Raw genomic sequence first — 16,165 nt, forward strand, 5'->3', positions numbered from 1 at the left:
CCTCAATCACGGCATCCCAGCCGATAATACGCCCGTATCGGAAAAGCTTAGCTAGGGCAAGCTTTAGCAAAACGTCCCTTATAGTTTTCGCAAAACCGTCGCTTGATAGCGGCTATCGGCACTTACCCGATGACTGAAGTATCGCACCCAAGCCAAACCGAGCCCAAAGCCGACCAGCCCGCTACCCGCCACAGCAAGATCCTGATAGGGTAACCCTACTACGATATGCTGTCCGGCCATAGCGAACACTAACAGAAACAATAGGGGAGCCATATAGACTGCCAAAGAGGCCCGCAGCAATGCCTGCTCGTTGAGCCCGACGACAACGGTATCGCCAACTTCGGCCGCCGCGTCGTTTAAGGCCCGGACTTTAGTGTGGCGGCTTCCGCCAAGCTTTGCTAAGGCGGCCGTACCGCAGCCCTTGCTAACGGCACAGGCATCGCAGGTTGAGCGCCGCTGTGTCTCCACCCAACAGAACCGGCCCAGGGTTGCGACAACAACGGCACGCTCTTCTAACATCGCTTAGTTATCGGCGGGATTCAAAGAGTTTCCAATACGGGTGACCGTTCGCGCAGGAACTTCACCGACCACCGTCAACTGAACGCCTTCCTCCCAGCGCCCGAATGCGCTCACCGCACCTACTCGCGACACGCCGGTAAAAGCCTGTTCCGGAGCGGCATTTTCAATGTAGGCGGAAACCGTTGCTAAGCCGTCCGAATACAAGAAATGCTCGACACTCCCCTGCCGCCCGGACAACTGCCGTAAACGATGCTCTCTTAGTTTAAACCCTGGCGGTAGCCCGGCAGCCTGCCAACCCGGTTTAGCCGTATCCGACGAATTCTCTTTACGTTCGAGTTGGTATAGCACGAAATCGTCTCCAGCGATCCCTGGCTTTAACCAATCATCCGGAATAGAGTCGAAGACGACGAGTTCCGTGAATAACAACTGCTCAACCGTTTCGCCAGACTCGTTGAGAAGGTCGGACCGCAGCAGCAATCCGTTATCAACATCCATCCACAGTCGATAGCCGTAGCGATACTCGTCGCGGGGCAAAATGGCGACAACCTTAGCCACCCTGTCCGCAATACGGTCCTGCCCTTGCAGGCTGAATTCGTAATGCTCGCGTAGCGGCGCCACATCGGCTGGCATAAGCTCGGAGAAGGGGTTGCCATTCTGCAGCCAATCGATCCGTACCGCCTGATCCTCAGGCAGGATACACGTTACTTTTTCGTTATCGCGTATGATTTCGCGGGGAGTGCCTGTCAAGGAATAAAGGCGCTCCTGGACACCATCCTCATCCGCACGATGAATCAGGCGCATGGTCTCCAGTTTGCCTTGGTGGTTATAGACGAACGTTCCTTTGTAATTCAGATTCTTCGCCGCTTGCGTCATACGTTCGAGCAAGTGTTGGGCCTCTTCGGCCTGCGCAGCCCAACCGACACCCGCCATGCTGAACAACAGCCCGCTCAACAAGCCCATCAGGGCAAAGCGCCGTTTATCACTCATCGTTTGAATGACCCGTTATACGGACGTAGTTAAGCATGCCGCCAAAACGCCCGGTGGCCGTATGCTCGCTATGGTTGACAAGATAATCGTTAAGGCGCTGTTGCACCTGAGGTTCAAGGCGGTCCCACTGGCCGTACTCTTCGGTAGGCGACATCGTCGTCTGTTGGAAGCCGGCCATCGACCGCATGGGGCTGGCAACCGGAGAAATGGGGCTAATACCGCTGCTCATCGCCGCCCCCGTCGTAGCACTAGCACTGCTACCGCTAGGCGCCGAACTGGCCATCTCCGCCATAGGGGGCTCGTTGCCGCCGGGACTTTGTAAGGTAGGCCAGACGGCTAAGGATACGGCCGCCACCGAGGCCGCCACCGCAACACCGGCCAACGGTTTCAACAACGCTTGGCGACCGAACCGCGACACAGGGGTACTATGCGCTTCCTCGTTCGCAAGCTCCTCGGCTACCCGCCGCGCAAGGTCGCTACCCACTATCGGCGGCAAGGATCGTCGCATCGCCTCCCCGATCAGGCTATATCGCCCAACCTGAGCGGCTAACTCGGGATTTTGCGCCAACTGCCGAAGCAGTAGCGGCTGTTCTTCCTTCCGCACCTCGTCGTCAACCAGGGCAGAGACTTGTTCTTTCAACGCATCATTCATGACCGTCACCTGTTGGTCTACTCAACCAGCGGCCGCAGTCGCTTGTCTATGGCATCACGCGCCCGGAAAATCCGCGAACGGACTGTTCCTACCGGGCACTCCATCGTTTGAGCAATTTCCTCATAACTCAATCCCTCGAGTTCGCGTAGCGTAATCGCCGTGCGCAAATCCTCCGGTAAGGATTCAATGGCATCGAAGATGACTCGCTCAACTTCGTCACGCTGCGCCAATCCTTCCGGCGTATCTTGATCCTTTAGTCGGATGTCGACATCGTACTGTTCCGCATCTTGAACATCGATGTCGCTATCCGGTGGCCGCCTCCCCTGCGCGACAAGGTGATTTTGGCTGTATTGATACCTATCCTATATAGCCAAGTATAAAAACTACTATCACCGCGAAACTTCGGCAGAGCTCGGTAAGCCTTGATAAAGGCCTCTTGAGCAACGTCGAGCGCTTCGACGGGATCCTGCACATAGCGCAAGATAAGCTTTACCAACTTATGCTGGTACTTTTGTACCAGCACGTCGAAAGCCTTCTTGTCGCCTGCTTGTACCCGCTTAACCAGCTCGTTATCGGCGTTGGCTGAAGTCATGTGTTCAACCTATGCCATGAGCCGGAACTGGCAGATCTATCCCGGTAGACAATTAAAGACATCGTTAGTTCGCACACAAACGAGGGTTCGGAGTATATTACCAATATGTCGCCGTTCCCGGCTCGCAACAAGCGAAGCGGGAACGCTCGAAAAATTCGCTTGGCACCCTATGCGCAACTGCAAACGCGGTGCAGCGGCAACCGAGATTAGCCGATCCTTCCAATGATACGCAACCGAATGCCAATTACTGCTACACCTTATGACGTCCTAATCATTGGCAGCGGCGCCGCCGGCTTGACGTTGGCACTCCAATTGCCATCTACAACGCGCATTGCGGTGCTTTCCAAAGGGCCGTTGATCGAAGGCTCCAGCCTCTATGCCCAAGGCGGAATTTCCGCCGTGCTCGATGAGAACGACTCGATCGACGCCCACGTCGAAGACACTTTGGTTGCCGGCGCCGGGCTTAGCAATCCTGAGATTGCACGATTTGTTGCCGAACAAGCGCCGGAGTGTATCCGTTGGCTACTCGCTGGCAACATGCCCTTCTCCACCGAGCAAAAGCACGATGGCAGCGAAACCTTGCACCTCACCCGCGAGGGCGGCCATAGCCATCGCCGCATAGCGCACGCGGCGGATGCAACCGGCCACGCGCTGGAGACAACGCTCGAGCAGCTGGTTAGAGCGCGGCAGAATATCACGCTACTGGAAGACCACATAGCGGTAGACCTGATTACCACAAGCAAGCTAGGCCAAACCGACAATCGCTGTGTCGGTGCTTACATCTTCTCCCCCAACAGCGAAACGGTAGATGCGATTCCTGCGCGCTTCGTTGTCTTAGCGACCGGGGGAGCCAGCAAAGTCTACTTGTATACCAGCAACCCCGATAGTGCGACCGGCGACGGGATCGCTATGGCCTGGCGGGCAGGCTGTCGGGTCGGCAACATGGAGTTCAATCAGTTTCACCCAACCTGCCTATACCATCCACGGGCGAAGTCCTTTCTCGTTAGCGAGGCCGTTCGCGGCGAAGGCGGGCACCTTTTGCTGCCGAGCGGAGAGCGTTTTATGCCCCGCTTCGATGAACGAGCCGAACTCGCACCCCGAGATATCGTCGCTCGCGCGATCGACCATGAAATGAAGCGCCTAGGTGCGGACTGCGTCTATCTGGATATTAGTCATAAGCCGGCGGATTTCGTTAAAGCGCACTTCCCCACTATCTACAGCCGGTGCCTGGAGTATGGCTACGATATGACGCGGCAACCGATCCCTGTCGTACCGGCAGCACACTACACCTGCGGAGGAGTTGTGACAGACCGTCACGGCCGAACCGACATCGACTGCTTATATGCGGTTGGCGAGGTCGCTTATACGGGATTACATGGCGCCAACCGTCTTGCCAGCAACTCCCTCCTCGAGTGCCTCGTCTTCGGTACCAGTGCAGCGCTCGATATTTCGCATAGGCTGGTGCAAACCCCGCTCCCGCCAAAACTGCCTCAGTGGGACGAGAGCCGAGTAACCGATTCCGACGAACAGGTCGTGGTCAGCCACAACTGGGACGAGCTGCGCCGTTTTATGTGGGACTACGTCGGCATCGTACGAACCGATAAACGTTTGCAACGGGCAAGACGCCGTGTCGAGTTACTACAATCGGAGATACAGGAGTATTACGGGAATTTCCGTATCGATGGCGACTTGATAGAGCTGCGCAACTTAGCCACGGTTGCCGAGTTGATTATCCGCAGCGCACAGTCTCGCCCGGAAAGCCGCGGTTTACACTATACATTGAACTATCCCGAAGCAGACCCTGCCTTAGCTGGCGTTCCGACGATACTCGATCCAAAAACATTCTGCCGCTAAACCGGCTTTGGCCAACGGCTCTTTATAGGGAGCAGGCGAACGAGCGTCAAGGCTCCGCTTCCGCCGCCGGTTGTCGAGGATCCTGCAAGCGCAGCAACACTCTCAAACGGCGGTGCTCCTCGGCCGTCAGTGCGTCGTAGGGAAGCGCGAGCGAACATCGAGGATGGACGAAGCGCAAAATACAGAGTCGAGGGTGGGCAAACCAACTGGCAAGCTGGGCGGGCACGTGGGTACCGTCGGTGTAGGCCAACCGCCAGCCGCCGGCTCCATAAGAGACTGTAGTTAGAGCGAGCTGGCGCTTATAGCGCCGGATTTGCGACAACCCATGAAGCAGTAACGCTAAACACCATACGAGTGTCGCCCAAACCGGGAGCGATAAGAGAAAAACCGGCAATAGCGCCAATAAGTGAAGAAGCCAAAGCGCTATCGTTAAGCAACGGGAAGGCCGTGGCTTAAGCTGGAGGTGTGTTGACGATACGTTCGACAAGCCGCGCAAGCTCCTGATCTTGAGGCCGTCCACGACCTAAGAACCAATCTTGCAACTGATCGTCCTGCTCGTCCAGCAATCGTTCGAAGAGTGATTTTCCTCTGTCGAGAGCCCTTCGTAGCCGACTGCAAGAAAACGCTCGAACATGATGTCGAGCTCTTTCGTACCGCGCCGACAGCGCCATCTCAACCGGGAAAGCTCACTCATCGGTTTCCATTCTCTATAACTGCTCGGGGCTGAAAAGCGCATACGCCTTTCAGCCCCGAACTCTGTTAGCGACGCATCACGAGCAAACGCTTGATCTCGGCAATCGCTTTGCCGGGATTCAAACCTTTCGGGCAGGTGTTAGCGCAGTTCATGATGGTATGGCAGCGATAAAGCTTGAACGGATCTTCCAACGCATCCAAGCGCTCCCCGGTCGCTTCGTCGCGACTGTCGGCAATCCAACGATACGCTTGCAGCAATACCGCCGGCCCCAGGTAGCGATCGCCGTTCCACCAATAGCTCGGGCAAGCCGTCGAACAGCAAGCGCAGAGAATGCACTCGTAAAGCCCATCCAGCTGCGCCCGGTCTTCCCGCGACTGCAAGCGCTCTTTATCCGGCGGTGGCGGCGTTTGCGTTTGCATCCAGGGTTTAACCGAAGCCAATTGCGCATAGAAGTGGGTCAGATCCGGAACCAGATCTTTCACCACCGGCATATGCGGCAACGGATAAATCGCCACTTCCCGAGCTTTTACGTCCTCGATTGCCTTAGTGCAGGCTAAGGTGTTCGTGCCATCGATGTTCATCGCGCAGGAACCGCAAATGCCTTCGCGGCAAGAGCGACGGAACGTCAACGTAGAGTCAATTTCGTTCTTGATCTTGATCAGAGCGTCAAGAACCATTGGCCCACAGGTGTCGAGGTCGACTTCGTAAACGTCCATCCGCGGGTTACTACCGCTGTCAGGTTCCCAGCGGTATACCTTGAACCGACGTACGTTCTTCGCGCCTTGGGGCGCCTGGAAGACTTTGCCCTCGACTACTCTCGAATTAGCAGGGAGTTTGAACTCTGCCATTATCTGTAACCTCGCAGCTTAGTAGACGCGGGCCTTCGGCGGGAAGACCTCGACCTCGTCGGTCAGCGTGTACATGTGAACCGGGCGGTAATCGATCGCCACTTTGCCTTGGGTATCGACCCAGGACAGCGAGTGTTTCATCCACTCGTCGTCGTTCCGATCCGGGAAATCCTCGCGGGCGTGGGCGCCGCGGCTTTCTTCGCGGTTAACGGCCGAACGAATGGTGGATACCGCACAACCGAGCAGATTCTCCAGCTCCAAGGTTTCGATCAGGTCCGAGTTCCAGACCAGCGAACGGTCGCTGACGCCGACCTCGGCAAAGGAGCGATATACCTCGTCCATCTTCTCGCAACCTTCGGCCAGGCTTTCGCCGGTGCGGAACACCGCGGCATAGTTCTGCATAACATGCTGCATGTCGGCGCGGATATCCGCCGTCGGCCGTTCGCCCTTGGCGTTGCGAATCCGATCCAGGCGCTCCAGCGCGAGATCGGAGCCGTTCTTCGGCAGCGGGCGGTGGTGCTCGCCGGCGTCTTTAACGATCTCGGCGGCGCGAATAGCCGCCGAACGGCCAAAGACCACGAGGTCAAGCAGCGAGTTTGAGCCCAGACGGTTAGCCCCGTGCACCGAGACGCACGCAGCTTCCCCGATGGCCATCAGACCGGGAACGATCTGGTCAGGGTTGCCGTCCTTCAGCGTGACGACTTCGCCCCGGTAGTTGGTCGGAATGCCGCCCATATTGTAGTGAACCGTCGGAATAACCGGGATCGGCTCTTTGGTGACGTCTACGCCAGCGAAGATTTTCGCCGACTCGGCAATACCCGGTAGGCGCTCGTTAATAACTTCGGCGCCCAGGTGCTCCAGATGTAGGTGGATATGATCTTTCTTCGGACCGACACCCCGGCCTTCACGAATCTCTACCGTCATGGAGCGGGAAACGACGTCGCGCGATGCAAGATCTTTTGCGTTCGGCGCGTAACGCTCCATAAACCGCTCGCCATCGGAGTTCGTCAGGTAACCGCCCTCGCCGCGTACGCCTTCGGTAATCAAACAGCCGGAGCCGTAAATACCGGTCGGATGGAACTGGACGAACTCCATATCCTGTAGCGGCAAACCTGCGCGTAGCACCATGCCGTTCCCGTCGCCGGTGCAGGTATGAGCGGAGGTGCAGGAGAAATAGGAACGGCCGTAACCGCCGGTGGCTAAAACCACGATATGAGCCCGGAACCGGTGCAAGGTGCCGTCGGCCAGATTCAGCGCAATAACACCCCGGCAAGCGCCCTCTTCGTCCATGATGAGATCGATGGCGAAGTACTCGATGAAGAACTCGGCCTCATGCTTTAGAGCTTGCTGATAAAGCGTATGTAGGATGGCATGGCCGGTGCGGTCGGCGGCGGCGCAGGTGCGTTGGGCGCGGCCTTCGCCGTAACGGGTGGTCATTCCGCCGAACGGGCGTTGATAGATTTTGCCTTCTTCGGTGCGCGAGAACGGCACACCGTAATGTTCCAGCTCGACAATGGCGGGAATGGCTTCCCGACACATGTACTCGATAGCGTCCTGGTCGCCGAGCCAGTCGGACCCCTTCACGGTATCGTACATGTGCCAACGCCAGTCGTCTTCGCCCATGTTGCCGAGCGCAGCGGAAACCCCGCCCTGCGCGGCTACAGTGTGACTCCGAGTCGGAAACACTTTGGTGACACAAGCTGTTTTCAGGCCTTTCTCGGCCATACCGAACGTAGCACGCAAACCGGCACCGCCTGCGCCGACGACGACAACGTCGTACGTATGATCAATAATCGTGTAATCGCCTGACATCCACTAGCCTCCGAATGCGACCCGCAGCACCGCGAAGATGCCTGCCGCAGCAAGCACGTATGCGATGAACTTGGTGAGAACGATGCTGGTAAGCTTCAGCCACTCGGTGTGGATGTAGTCTTCGTAAACAACCTGCATCCCCAGCTGTGCATGGTGGAAAGTGACCGCAAGCAACAGAACCAAAAGCACGGCAGTGACCGGCGAACCGATCCAGGCAGCGACAGTCTCGTAGTCCGCGCCGGCGTGGCTGATCAGGCCCCAAACAAACCAAATGTAAAGCGGCACCAAGGCTACGGCGGTAAGCCGCTCGATCCACCAATGGTGCACCCCGTCTTTAGCAGAACCCAGGCCTTTTGCCCGGCTCAACGGTGTACGTAAGCTCATCACGCGCCTCCCACAATGAAGACCAACAACCAGGTCAGCACGGTGAGTACGACACTGGCGATCGCAACAACGCGCGCACTACGCAAGACGGTCTCAATCTTCAGACCGTAACCGGCGTCCCAGATCAAGTGCCGAATGCCGTTGCAAAGGTGGTAGTACAGCGCGAAGGTAAAGCCAAATAGGATAATCTGGCCGATAATGCTACCGAAGATTGCTTGTGCGGTAGCGTAGGCTTCCGGTCCGCTTGCGATAGCAGCCAACCAATAGACCAGCAGTACGCTGCCCAAGGTCAGCGCGACGCCGGTCATACGGTGGAGAATGGAGGGAATTCCTGTCCAGCCTAGCTTATAAATTTGTAAATGGGGGGAAAGCGGTCTTTTATCCGTCTGCATCTATTGACTCGCTCTGCAGTGGGTCATGCCGGTAAACGGCGGGTAAGCTAAACGCTTGCGAACGCTAAAGCAAGTGTTCGTCGCTCAACTTGTGGAGTCGAAAACGGTTCAGCCACGACAGATTCGATGTTCAAACTGCCGAATATTCCAAGCTTTAACGCCTAAAATCGGAACAGCGCCCGTTCCGCTCCCAATCGCCGTAGCGCGTAGGCTCCGGCCCCTTCGGTCCGCCGATTTCCTTCGGCATGGGCGGCTGTGTCGCCGTCGTGGTATCCTGCGGGGTGCGTTCGTCGGCCTGCTTGGGGGCCGGCTCTCTCCTAGTCACTTCGCTCGTCATAATCATCATTCAATCGGTTGCTGTTAGAACGCGCGGCATTATCGCACAAGTGACTGGGCAGGCGTAGTGTTTAGGTGTATTGATGGCCGATATCGGGCCTAATCCGTATTCTACGGCTTGGCGACGGAACGGCGGCCTTGCGGCGCACACGTGCGCGAACGCTGCCCCGCCAGCGAAGCCAAATCGAGTGCGAGCGAACCGGACGGATCGCGCGTTCGATTATGATATTTTGCACTTGGCGATAGGAGTTCATAATGACCCAGCCCTGGCTACCACTACTTCCGGCAGCGGCGCAGATCAACGAGCAAGGAGCGGTCATCGCCGATACGGCAACGGACGCCAAAGCGGCAACAACCCAAGCTTCTCTCGCTCCGCTGCCTAGCCAAGCGGTTATCCGCGTAACCGGAGCCGATGCGGCCGAGTTTTTACACAGCCAGCTGAGCAACGACATCCGGGGGCTAGGCGAGGCCGAAACGTGCCTCGCCGCGTACTGCAATCCGAAGGGGCGGATGCTTGCCCTGTTTCGGGTTGTCCGGGATGGCGACGACTTCCTCTTATTGCTAGAACGGGAGTTGATGGCAACCGTTCTTCCCCGCCTGAAGATGTTTGTGCTACGCGCTAAAGTCACGCTTAGCGAAGAAACAGAGATGCTGGCCCTGGGTATTGCGCGCACCGAGGCGCCGTTAAAGGCTCTTTTTGGCGACTTACCGCAGGGCAAAGGCGTAGTACGCGACACAAACGCCTACCTGCTACGGCTGCCGAGTGCTGAGCGCTTGTACCTGTTACTTGCCAAGCCCGCGGAGATGAGCCGTTATTGGCCGTCGTTGACTGCCGACGCCGCCGTTGTAGGAACAGCCGCATGGCGCTTGCTGATGATCCGCGCGGGTCTACCCGATGTGTTCGGCGCGACTCAAGAAAGCCTTATTCCACAAACGGTTAACTTAGATTTGCTCGATGGCATCAACTTCAAAAAAGGCTGCTATCCTGGGCAGGAGATCGTCGCGCGTATGCACTATCTCGGCAAATTAAAGCGCCGGATGTACCGCGTCAGGGTCGCAAGCCAGGAAATAGCTGCCGGCGGGGAAGTTCGGGATGCGAAAGATGCTTTGGTGGGCGAGTTGGTACTAGCCGCGCCGAGCGACGAAGACGGCTGTAGCGAAGCGCTTGCCGTACTTCGCATAGACCGTCTCGAAGACCCCAACCTACATGTCGGTAAAGCTCCGGTCGGTCTTTTAACGCAAGCGTACGAGATTCCTCAGGAATAAGGCCACTAGATGGCGCATAGCGGTGCTATGCGCCATGCTCGCCCTAAGCGTCGGCACCGATTAGGGCTTAGTCGCCAGCCACTTCCGGACGCATTGCCGGAAACAGCAGCACATCTCGAATCGAAGCCGAATCGGTCAGCAGCATCACCAGGCGGTCAATACCAATGCCCTCCCCAGCCGTCGGCGGCAAGCCATACTCCAAAGCACGGATATAATCCGCATCATAGTGCATAGCCTCTTCGTCGCCGGCATCTTTCTCCGCCACTTGTTGGCGAAAACGCTCGGCCTGGTCTTCCGCGTCGTTGAGCTCGGAGAAGCCGTTCGCGATTTCGCGCCCGCCAATGAATAACTCAAACCGGTCGGTCACGAACGGGTCGCTGTCTTTAGGCCGAGCCAAAGGCGAAACTTCAACCGGATAATCGATCACGAATGTCGGCTCGCGCAGCTTATGTTCAGTGGTTTTCTCAAACACTTCTAGCTGCAACTTACCTAGGCCGTAACCGTCCTTAACCGGAATGCCAAGGCTCTCGCACAGACTCTGAGCGGCGTCGAGCGTTTGCAACTGGTCGCGGCGTATATCCGGGTTGTGTTGCAGAATCGCATCGACAACGCTAATCCGATCAAAGGCCTTGCCAAAATCAAAGGTTTCGCCTTGGTAAGCGATCTTGGCACTACCGACAACCTGTACCGCCAACTCCCGCAGCATAGCTTCGGTCAAGTCCATCAGGTCATGGTAATCGGCATAAGCTTGATAGAACTCAAGCATCGTAAACTCGGGGTTATGGCGCGTCGATACGCCTTCGTTGCGGAAATTACGGTTAATTTCGTAAACCTTCTCGAAGCCGCCGACGACCAGCCGCTTGAGATATAGCTCGGGCGCGATCCGCAGATACAGCGGCATATCCAACGCGTTGTGATGCGTGATAAACGGACGCGCGGTGGCGCCCCCTGGTATCGGCTGCATCATCGGCGTTTCGACTTCCAGAAAGCCCCGATAATTCAGGAACTCGCGAATATGCGCCACGATACGACTGCGCAACACAAAGGTCCGGCGCGAGTCCTCATTCATAATCAAATCGACATAGCGTTGTCGATAGCGCGCTTCCTGATCCGTTAGGCCGTGAAACTTTTCCGGTAACGGGCGCAAAGACTTCGTGAGTAAGCGCGCTTCGCCAAGGCGTACCGATAATTCGCCGGTACGGGTGCGGAACAAGACGCCTTCGCCCCCGATAACATCGCCCACGTCCCAGGTTTTAAACGCTTTGTAAACGCCTTCCGGTAATTCGTCGCGGGCGAGAAACAGCTGGATGCGGCCGGACATATCCTGGAGCTGGGTAAAGCTTGCCTTCCCCATCACCCGCTTAGCCATCATACGGCCGGCGACCCGCACCCGAACGGCTGCCGTTTCAAGCTTCTCGTCGTCCCAATCGCCATACTGTCGATGCAGGTCCGCCGCCAACGAATCCCGTCGAAAGTCGTTGGGAAACGCTTGGCCTTCCTCTCTCATCGCGGCTAGCTTTTCCCGCCGCTGCGCGACCAGTTTGTTTTCTTCCTGACTGCTCATGCTGCCTTCTTTACTCAAGTCCGAGGCGGGACGCAACCCGCGGTGATACATCAAGGGGTGTCGAATGCGCGGGGCGGAAAGCCCCTGCTTGGCAGTGGACATCTGCCGCTACTGGCTAAGCGCTAACGACCAACCCGCGGAGCGGTCTACAAGCCCGCTTTCAAGCTAGCTTCGATAAACTGGTCAAGGTCGCCGTCCAAGACCGACTGAGTATTTCCAACCTCGACGCTCGTACGCAAGTCTTTGATACGCGATTGATCTAGGACATAGGAGCGGATCTGGCTACCCCAGCCGATATCGGCTTTGGTTTCTTCGACCTTATCCTGTTCTGCGCGTCGCTTTTGCATTTCCAGCTCATACAGTTTGGCTTTGAGCTGCTTCATCGCGGTCGCGCGGTTTTTATGTTGCGAACGATCGTTCTGGCATGCAACCACGATACCGGTTGGGTTGTGGGTAATTCGAATCGCCGATTCGGTCCGGTTAACGTGCTGCCCACCGGCGCCGCTGGCGCGGTACGTATCGATACGCAAATCGGCCGGATTGATGTCGATGTCGAAATCGTCGTCGATTTCCGGCGATACGAATACCGAGGCAAAGCTCGTATGCCGGCGATTACCGGAATCGAAAGGGGACTTGCGGACCAGCCGATGCACGCCGGTTTCGGTGCGCAACCAACCAAAAGCATACTCGCCTTCGAACTTGATCGTCGCACTCTTGATGCCCGCCACCTCGCCGTCGGAGACTTCTATCATCTCGGTTTTAAAGCCGCGCCGCTCTCCCCAACGGAGATACATACGCAGAAGCATGCTGGCCCAATCCTGTGCCTCGGTACCCCCCGAACCGGCCTGGATATCGACAAAGGCGTTATTGGGGTCCATCTCGCCAGAGAACATCCGGCGAAATTCAAGCGTAGAAAGCTCCTGCTCGAACTCGCCTAAATCGTTGGCAACCGCTTGGATGGTCTCGTCGTCGCCCTCTTCTTTCGCTAGCTCAAGCAAATCCGAAGCATCATCCAAACCGCTAGCCAACCGGCTCAGCACATGGACAACGGCCTCCAGAGAGGCTCGCTCCTTGCCGAGCGCCTGTGCCCGGTCGGGATCGTTCCATACATCCGGCTGCTCCAGTTCGCGGCTAACCTCTTCTAGCCGAGCGTGCTTTTCCTCGTAGTCAAAGGTACCCCCTAAGGGCTTCGTAACGCCCTTGAAGGTCGCTGATCTGTTGGATAAGCGTATTAACTTCTAACATGAATAAGCTCGCCCTTTCTGGCCAATTAAATGCCTACGCGCCGCTGCCGTCAGCAGCTACAACGCACTCGAAACGAAGGGGAGCAATCTTACTACACCAGGACAGCTTATGTTGACCGTCTTGGGAAAGAGCTTAGGCACAAACCGCCACTTGATGCGGGTCGTTACGAGGTTCGGAGATGAAGTTGCCTTGCACGAAATCGACTCCGCTTTCCGATAGATAGCGGAGAACCTCAGCATTTTCGACAAATTCGGCAACGGTACGAATCCCGGAGGCCTTCGCAATTTCTACGATAGAGAGCACGACGGCCCGGTCTATCGGGTCGCTGACCACGCCTTTAGTAAAGAGGCCGTCGATCTTAATGAAATCGACGGCAAGATTTTTTAGCTGGCCGAACGAGCAAAAACCGCTCCCGAAATCATCGAGTGCGAAACGGCAGCCGAGTGCTCGTAGCTGATCGATCAAGCCACGCGCCGCAGCAAGGTTAGTGATCGCAGACGTTTCGGTGATCTCGAAGCACAACGCGCTCGGATCGACACCGTGGTTGGCCAAGAGACGAACGATCTCATTAGCCAGACCCGGATCGGCTATCGTATGGGCGGAGAGGTTGATCGAGAAATTAATGGATCGCCCGGCAGCCTGTTGGATCGCTAACTCTTCGACCGCTCGCCGTAACACCCAGCGGTCGATCGCCGGCATTAGATTGAAACGTTCGGCCGTCGGTAAAAACGCTTCGGGCATCACAACCTGGCCATCCGCGCCTCGCAATCTCAGCAGAACCTCGTAATGATTGACCTGCTCTTCGGGAATCTCCCACTGCCCACCCGGCACAGTTGGCGCAATGACATGCTTAATGGCAACGATGGGATGAAAAGCCAGATCGAAACGGTCTTCTTCTAACGCCTCGTGCAAGCGACTAGACCATCCGAGTTCCAAATCCATTGCACGTTTTTTATCGCTTTCCGGCTCGTAAACGTGCACACAATTGCGCCCTTTCTCTTTTGCGACATGGCAAGCCAAGTCGGCATTGGCAAGCACCTCGCCTGGAGAGTCCGAACTTTCGTCGATAAGCGCAACGCCGATAGAAGCACTAATGTTATAGCGCTTATCAGCGTACACAAAAGTTTCGCTGGCGATCAAACGGCGAAACTCCTCCGCCACCTGAGCGGCCTCCTCTTCGGCGACATCGCCGAGTATGATCGCGAACTCATCGCCCCCTAAACGCGCCAAGGTATCCGTCGCTCGCACGCGTCCCTGCAAAACCTGTCCGACGTCGATTAACAACCGGTCTCCCGCACTATGCCCCGCGGTATCGTTTATGTACTTAAATTGGTCAAGGTCGATATAGAGTAGTGCGCTTCGAGTATCGCCCTGCCCCAGACGCTGGACCCGATCCTCCAGCGCTTTCTCCAAGTAGCAACGGTTCAATAGCTTCGTTAATGCATCGTGATTTGCTTGCCAGCGAAGCTCTTCCTCTAGCAATTTACGTTCGGATACATCGCGAAAAGCAACAACAGAGCCCTCTCTTTCACCCCCAATATAGAGCGGGTGCACCGTACACTCGACGGGAATGGCGCGGCCACTGCGAGTCCAAAAGCTGGTTTGCCAACCGCTGAGATGTTCGCCCCGCGCGTAAGCTGCCGTTAGCAAACAATCCCCCTCGGGAATCGCCGATCCGTCCGCCGCCGAGCCATGGAATAGATCTCGCGGCGAGATGCCTAAATACTGCTCTGGGGTGTCGAAGCCGAGAACACGCTGCGCCGCAGAGTTCATAAACGTAATGGCGCCTTTGTTATCAACGCCGTACACGCCGTCTCCGACAGAGCACAAAATACCTTGCAAGCGCTGTCTCTGCTTCTCGATAGAACGCCGGTGATGAATAGTCCGGCTCATCGCATCGACTCGCGCCAGAAAAAGCGCTGCGGCCTCGCTTTTAAACATGCACTCGACAGCGCCGGCCGCCAATGCATCCATAATGACGCGATCGAGATAGCTGCCCGTAATTATTGCCAGGGACATTTCTGCCGTTACCGGATTCTCCCTTAGTCGTCGACACAGCTCATCCCCGGTCGATCCGGGCATAAAGTAATCGATAATGGCAATGTCGTAATCTCCCGAACAGGCAAGCTCAAAACCCTCCTCTACGGAGGCGGCAGTGTCGACCTGATAGCCGTGACGACTCAGTAGTTTTCGGTAGCTACCGCGGACGGTCGGCGAGTCGTCCACAAATAGCATGCGTATATCCGACACTGCATTCTCCCTTCGCTCCTCATCCAGCCAACTCCCTAGCTCAAAACGCGCTTCGATGAGTTTGCGAAGGGATCTGGCCACATCCATATAGTCTTGCCATAGCACCAGCGCAGTCCGCGGGCGCCGGGAGCTCCAGCTCATTTGAGCAGGGTCCGCCATTTCGCTTAACACGACGACCGCTAGCGGGCGTTGTTTAGCGCTGTCCAAGTACGTTAATAGATCGTCCGTCATGGGATCGGTTCGCAGCGGCCACTCCAGGACCACGCCGTCAAACCGCTCCCCTCGTATATCGAGCGCTGCTAACGCCTCCTGGCTGCTAGCAACTGCCGTCACGACAAAACCTTCCATCTCAAGCAATTTGCTCAAGACATGTCGTAACGTTGCGGATCGTTCAACAAGCAGCGTTCGGTGCATACACACCCCTTATGACTACGGGCGGCCCGTCGGACGGAACATACGACGGCTACGAAATCCTACTCGGGCTTGCTGAACGCGTTTGGAAATCGAACCCATCCCTTGGCTCTGCAGAAATGCTGTGACTGTTCTATTAGGCGCCTCGCCTCTTACCTGAGTGGTCGCCTAATGTTGTTATGCTTTGACGTATTGGAACGTTAATTATCATTTTCCGGCAGCGGAAGCAACAAGGACAAATTGTCACATTCGGGGAAAATCACCTGCTTTTTGTTTCTTATACAGCAGCTTATCGCTTTTTTTCACTCTTCCCGCAATCCTGCGCCTGGCACCGGCAGTTTTATACTTAACATTTTTTC

The 16,165-nt window shown here is 56.5% G+C and carries 14 protein-coding genes and 2 pseudogenes; 2 read left to right on the plus strand and 14 right to left on the minus strand.

Annotated elements, in window-relative coordinates:
- Nucleotides 1-78: 78 nt before the first annotated feature.
- The 4 genes and pseudogenes from CAI21_RS12310 to rpoE form a co-directional block, all read right to left on the minus strand.
- Nucleotides 79-519 carry a SoxR reducing system RseC family protein gene (locus CAI21_RS12310; RefSeq protein ID WP_116302568.1) on the minus strand — a complete coding sequence of 147 codons (441 nt, stop codon included), beginning with the start codon at nt 517-519 and terminating at the stop codon, nt 79-81.
- Between the two features lie 3 nt (nt 520-522).
- The gene (locus tag CAI21_RS12315; protein ID WP_116302569.1) at nt 523-1,506 is read right to left on the minus strand and encodes a MucB/RseB C-terminal domain-containing protein; all 984 of its coding nucleotides are present in this window, start codon (nt 1,504-1,506) and stop codon (nt 523-525) included.
- Complete coding sequence (locus tag CAI21_RS12320) at nt 1,499-2,158, minus strand: sigma-E factor negative regulatory protein (RefSeq protein ID WP_116302570.1); 660 nt, start codon at nt 2,156-2,158, stop codon at nt 1,499-1,501. The genes CAI21_RS12315 and CAI21_RS12320 overlap by 8 nt, the downstream gene beginning before the upstream one ends.
- A gap of 17 nt (nt 2,159-2,175) precedes the next feature.
- A pseudogene (gene rpoE / locus CAI21_RS12325) lies at nt 2,176-2,750 on the minus strand (RNA polymerase sigma factor RpoE).
- 237 nt (nt 2,751-2,987) lie between these two features.
- Between rpoE and nadB the strand changes: the two are divergent.
- A complete protein-coding gene (gene nadB, locus CAI21_RS12330) occupies nt 2,988-4,604 on the plus strand; it encodes an L-aspartate oxidase (protein WP_116302571.1) in 1,617 nt (538 codons plus the stop codon).
- Nucleotides 4,605-4,650: 46 nt separating this feature from the next.
- On the opposite strand, the gene CAI21_RS25615 is transcribed toward nadB, so the two are convergent.
- The 7 genes and pseudogenes from CAI21_RS25615 to CAI21_RS12365 form a co-directional block, all read right to left on the minus strand.
- Complete coding sequence (locus CAI21_RS25615; protein ID WP_309544640.1) at nt 4,651-5,124, minus strand: protein YgfX; 474 nt, start codon at nt 5,122-5,124, stop codon at nt 4,651-4,653.
- Nucleotides 5,057-5,340: pseudogene (locus CAI21_RS25620) on the minus strand (FAD assembly factor SdhE). The gene CAI21_RS25615 and the pseudogene CAI21_RS25620 overlap by 68 nt, the downstream one beginning before the upstream one ends.
- Nucleotides 5,341-5,363: 23 nt before the next feature.
- Entirely contained in the window at nt 5,364-6,146 is a 783-nt protein-coding gene (locus tag CAI21_RS12345) for a succinate dehydrogenase iron-sulfur subunit (protein WP_116302573.1), read from the minus strand.
- 18 nt (nt 6,147-6,164) lie between these two features.
- Entirely contained in the window at nt 6,165-7,958 is a 1,794-nt protein-coding gene (gene sdhA / locus CAI21_RS12350; RefSeq protein ID WP_116302574.1) for a succinate dehydrogenase flavoprotein subunit, read from the minus strand.
- Between the two features lie 3 nt (nt 7,959-7,961).
- On the minus strand, nt 7,962-8,342 hold the full coding sequence (sdhD, locus tag CAI21_RS12355; RefSeq protein WP_116302575.1) for a succinate dehydrogenase, hydrophobic membrane anchor protein: 381 nt from the start codon (nt 8,340-8,342) through the stop codon (nt 7,962-7,964).
- Entirely contained in the window at nt 8,342-8,734 is a 393-nt protein-coding gene (gene sdhC / locus CAI21_RS12360) for a succinate dehydrogenase, cytochrome b556 subunit (protein WP_116302576.1), read from the minus strand. The genes sdhD and sdhC overlap by 1 nt, the downstream gene beginning before the upstream one ends.
- 154 nt (nt 8,735-8,888) lie before the next feature.
- Entirely contained in the window at nt 8,889-9,080 is a 192-nt protein-coding gene (locus tag CAI21_RS12365; RefSeq protein WP_258868943.1) for a DUF1674 domain-containing protein, read from the minus strand.
- 245 nt (nt 9,081-9,325) lie between these two features.
- On the opposite strand from CAI21_RS12365, the gene ygfZ reads away from it, so the two are divergent.
- Nucleotides 9,326-10,336, plus strand: a complete 1,011-nt coding sequence (gene ygfZ / locus CAI21_RS12375; protein ID WP_116302579.1) for a CAF17-like 4Fe-4S cluster assembly/insertion protein YgfZ — start codon at nt 9,326-9,328, stop codon at nt 10,334-10,336.
- Between the two features lie 67 nt (nt 10,337-10,403).
- On the opposite strand, the gene lysS is transcribed toward ygfZ, so the two are convergent.
- The 3 genes from lysS to CAI21_RS12390 all read right to left on the minus strand — a co-directional run bounded on the left by lysS (nt 10,404) and on the right by CAI21_RS12390 (nt 15,761).
- Nucleotides 10,404-11,900 carry a lysine--tRNA ligase gene (gene lysS / locus CAI21_RS12380; RefSeq protein ID WP_116302654.1) on the minus strand — a complete coding sequence of 499 codons (1,497 nt, stop codon included), beginning with the start codon at nt 11,898-11,900 and terminating at the stop codon, nt 10,404-10,406.
- Between the two features lie 146 nt (nt 11,901-12,046).
- A protein-coding gene (gene prfB / locus CAI21_RS12385) for a peptide chain release factor 2 (protein WP_116302580.1) occupies nt 12,047-13,145 on the minus strand; the annotation gives its coding sequence in 2 pieces (ribosomal slippage) (nt 12,047-13,069 and nt 13,071-13,145; 1,098 coding nt in all).
- Nucleotides 13,146-13,277: 132 nt separating this feature from the next.
- Nucleotides 13,278-15,761 carry a two-component system response regulator gene (locus tag CAI21_RS12390; protein WP_181919403.1) on the minus strand — a complete coding sequence of 828 codons (2,484 nt, stop codon included), beginning with the start codon at nt 15,759-15,761 and terminating at the stop codon, nt 13,278-13,280.
- Nucleotides 15,762-16,165 lie beyond the last annotated feature (404 nt).

Source organism: Alkalilimnicola ehrlichii, from assembly GCF_003399765.1.
Taxonomy (GTDB): Bacteria; Pseudomonadota; Gammaproteobacteria; order Nitrococcales; family AK92; genus AK92.

Coding starts and splice junctions, on each gene's coding strand:
- CAI21_RS12310 (WP_116302568.1), bottom strand. CDS start 519: ATGTTAGAAGAGCGTGCCGTTGTTGTCGCAACCCTGGGCCGGTTCTGT.
- CAI21_RS12315 (WP_116302569.1), bottom strand. CDS start 1,506: ATGAGTGATAAACGGCGCTTTGCCCTGATGGGCTTGTTGAGCGGGCTG.
- CAI21_RS12320 (WP_116302570.1), bottom strand. CDS start 2,158: ATGAATGATGCGTTGAAAGAACAAGTCTCTGCCCTGGTTGACGACGAG.
- nadB (WP_116302571.1), top strand. CDS start 2,988: ATGCCAATTACTGCTACACCTTATGACGTCCTAATCATTGGCAGCGGC.
- CAI21_RS12345 (WP_116302573.1), bottom strand. CDS start 6,146: ATGGCAGAGTTCAAACTCCCTGCTAATTCGAGAGTAGTCGAGGGCAAA.
- sdhA (WP_116302574.1), bottom strand. CDS start 7,958: ATGTCAGGCGATTACACGATTATTGATCATACGTACGACGTTGTCGTC.
- sdhD (WP_116302575.1), bottom strand. CDS start 8,342: ATGAGCTTACGTACACCGTTGAGCCGGGCAAAAGGCCTGGGTTCTGCT.
- sdhC (WP_116302576.1), bottom strand. CDS start 8,734: ATGCAGACGGATAAAAGACCGCTTTCCCCCCATTTACAAATTTATAAG.
- CAI21_RS12365 (WP_258868943.1), bottom strand. CDS start 9,080: ATGATGATTATGACGAGCGAAGTGACTAGGAGAGAGCCGGCCCCCAAG.
- ygfZ (WP_116302579.1), top strand. CDS start 9,326: ATGACCCAGCCCTGGCTACCACTACTTCCGGCAGCGGCGCAGATCAAC.
- lysS (WP_116302654.1), bottom strand. CDS start 11,900: ATGAGCAGTCAGGAAGAAAACAAACTGGTCGCGCAGCGGCGGGAAAAG.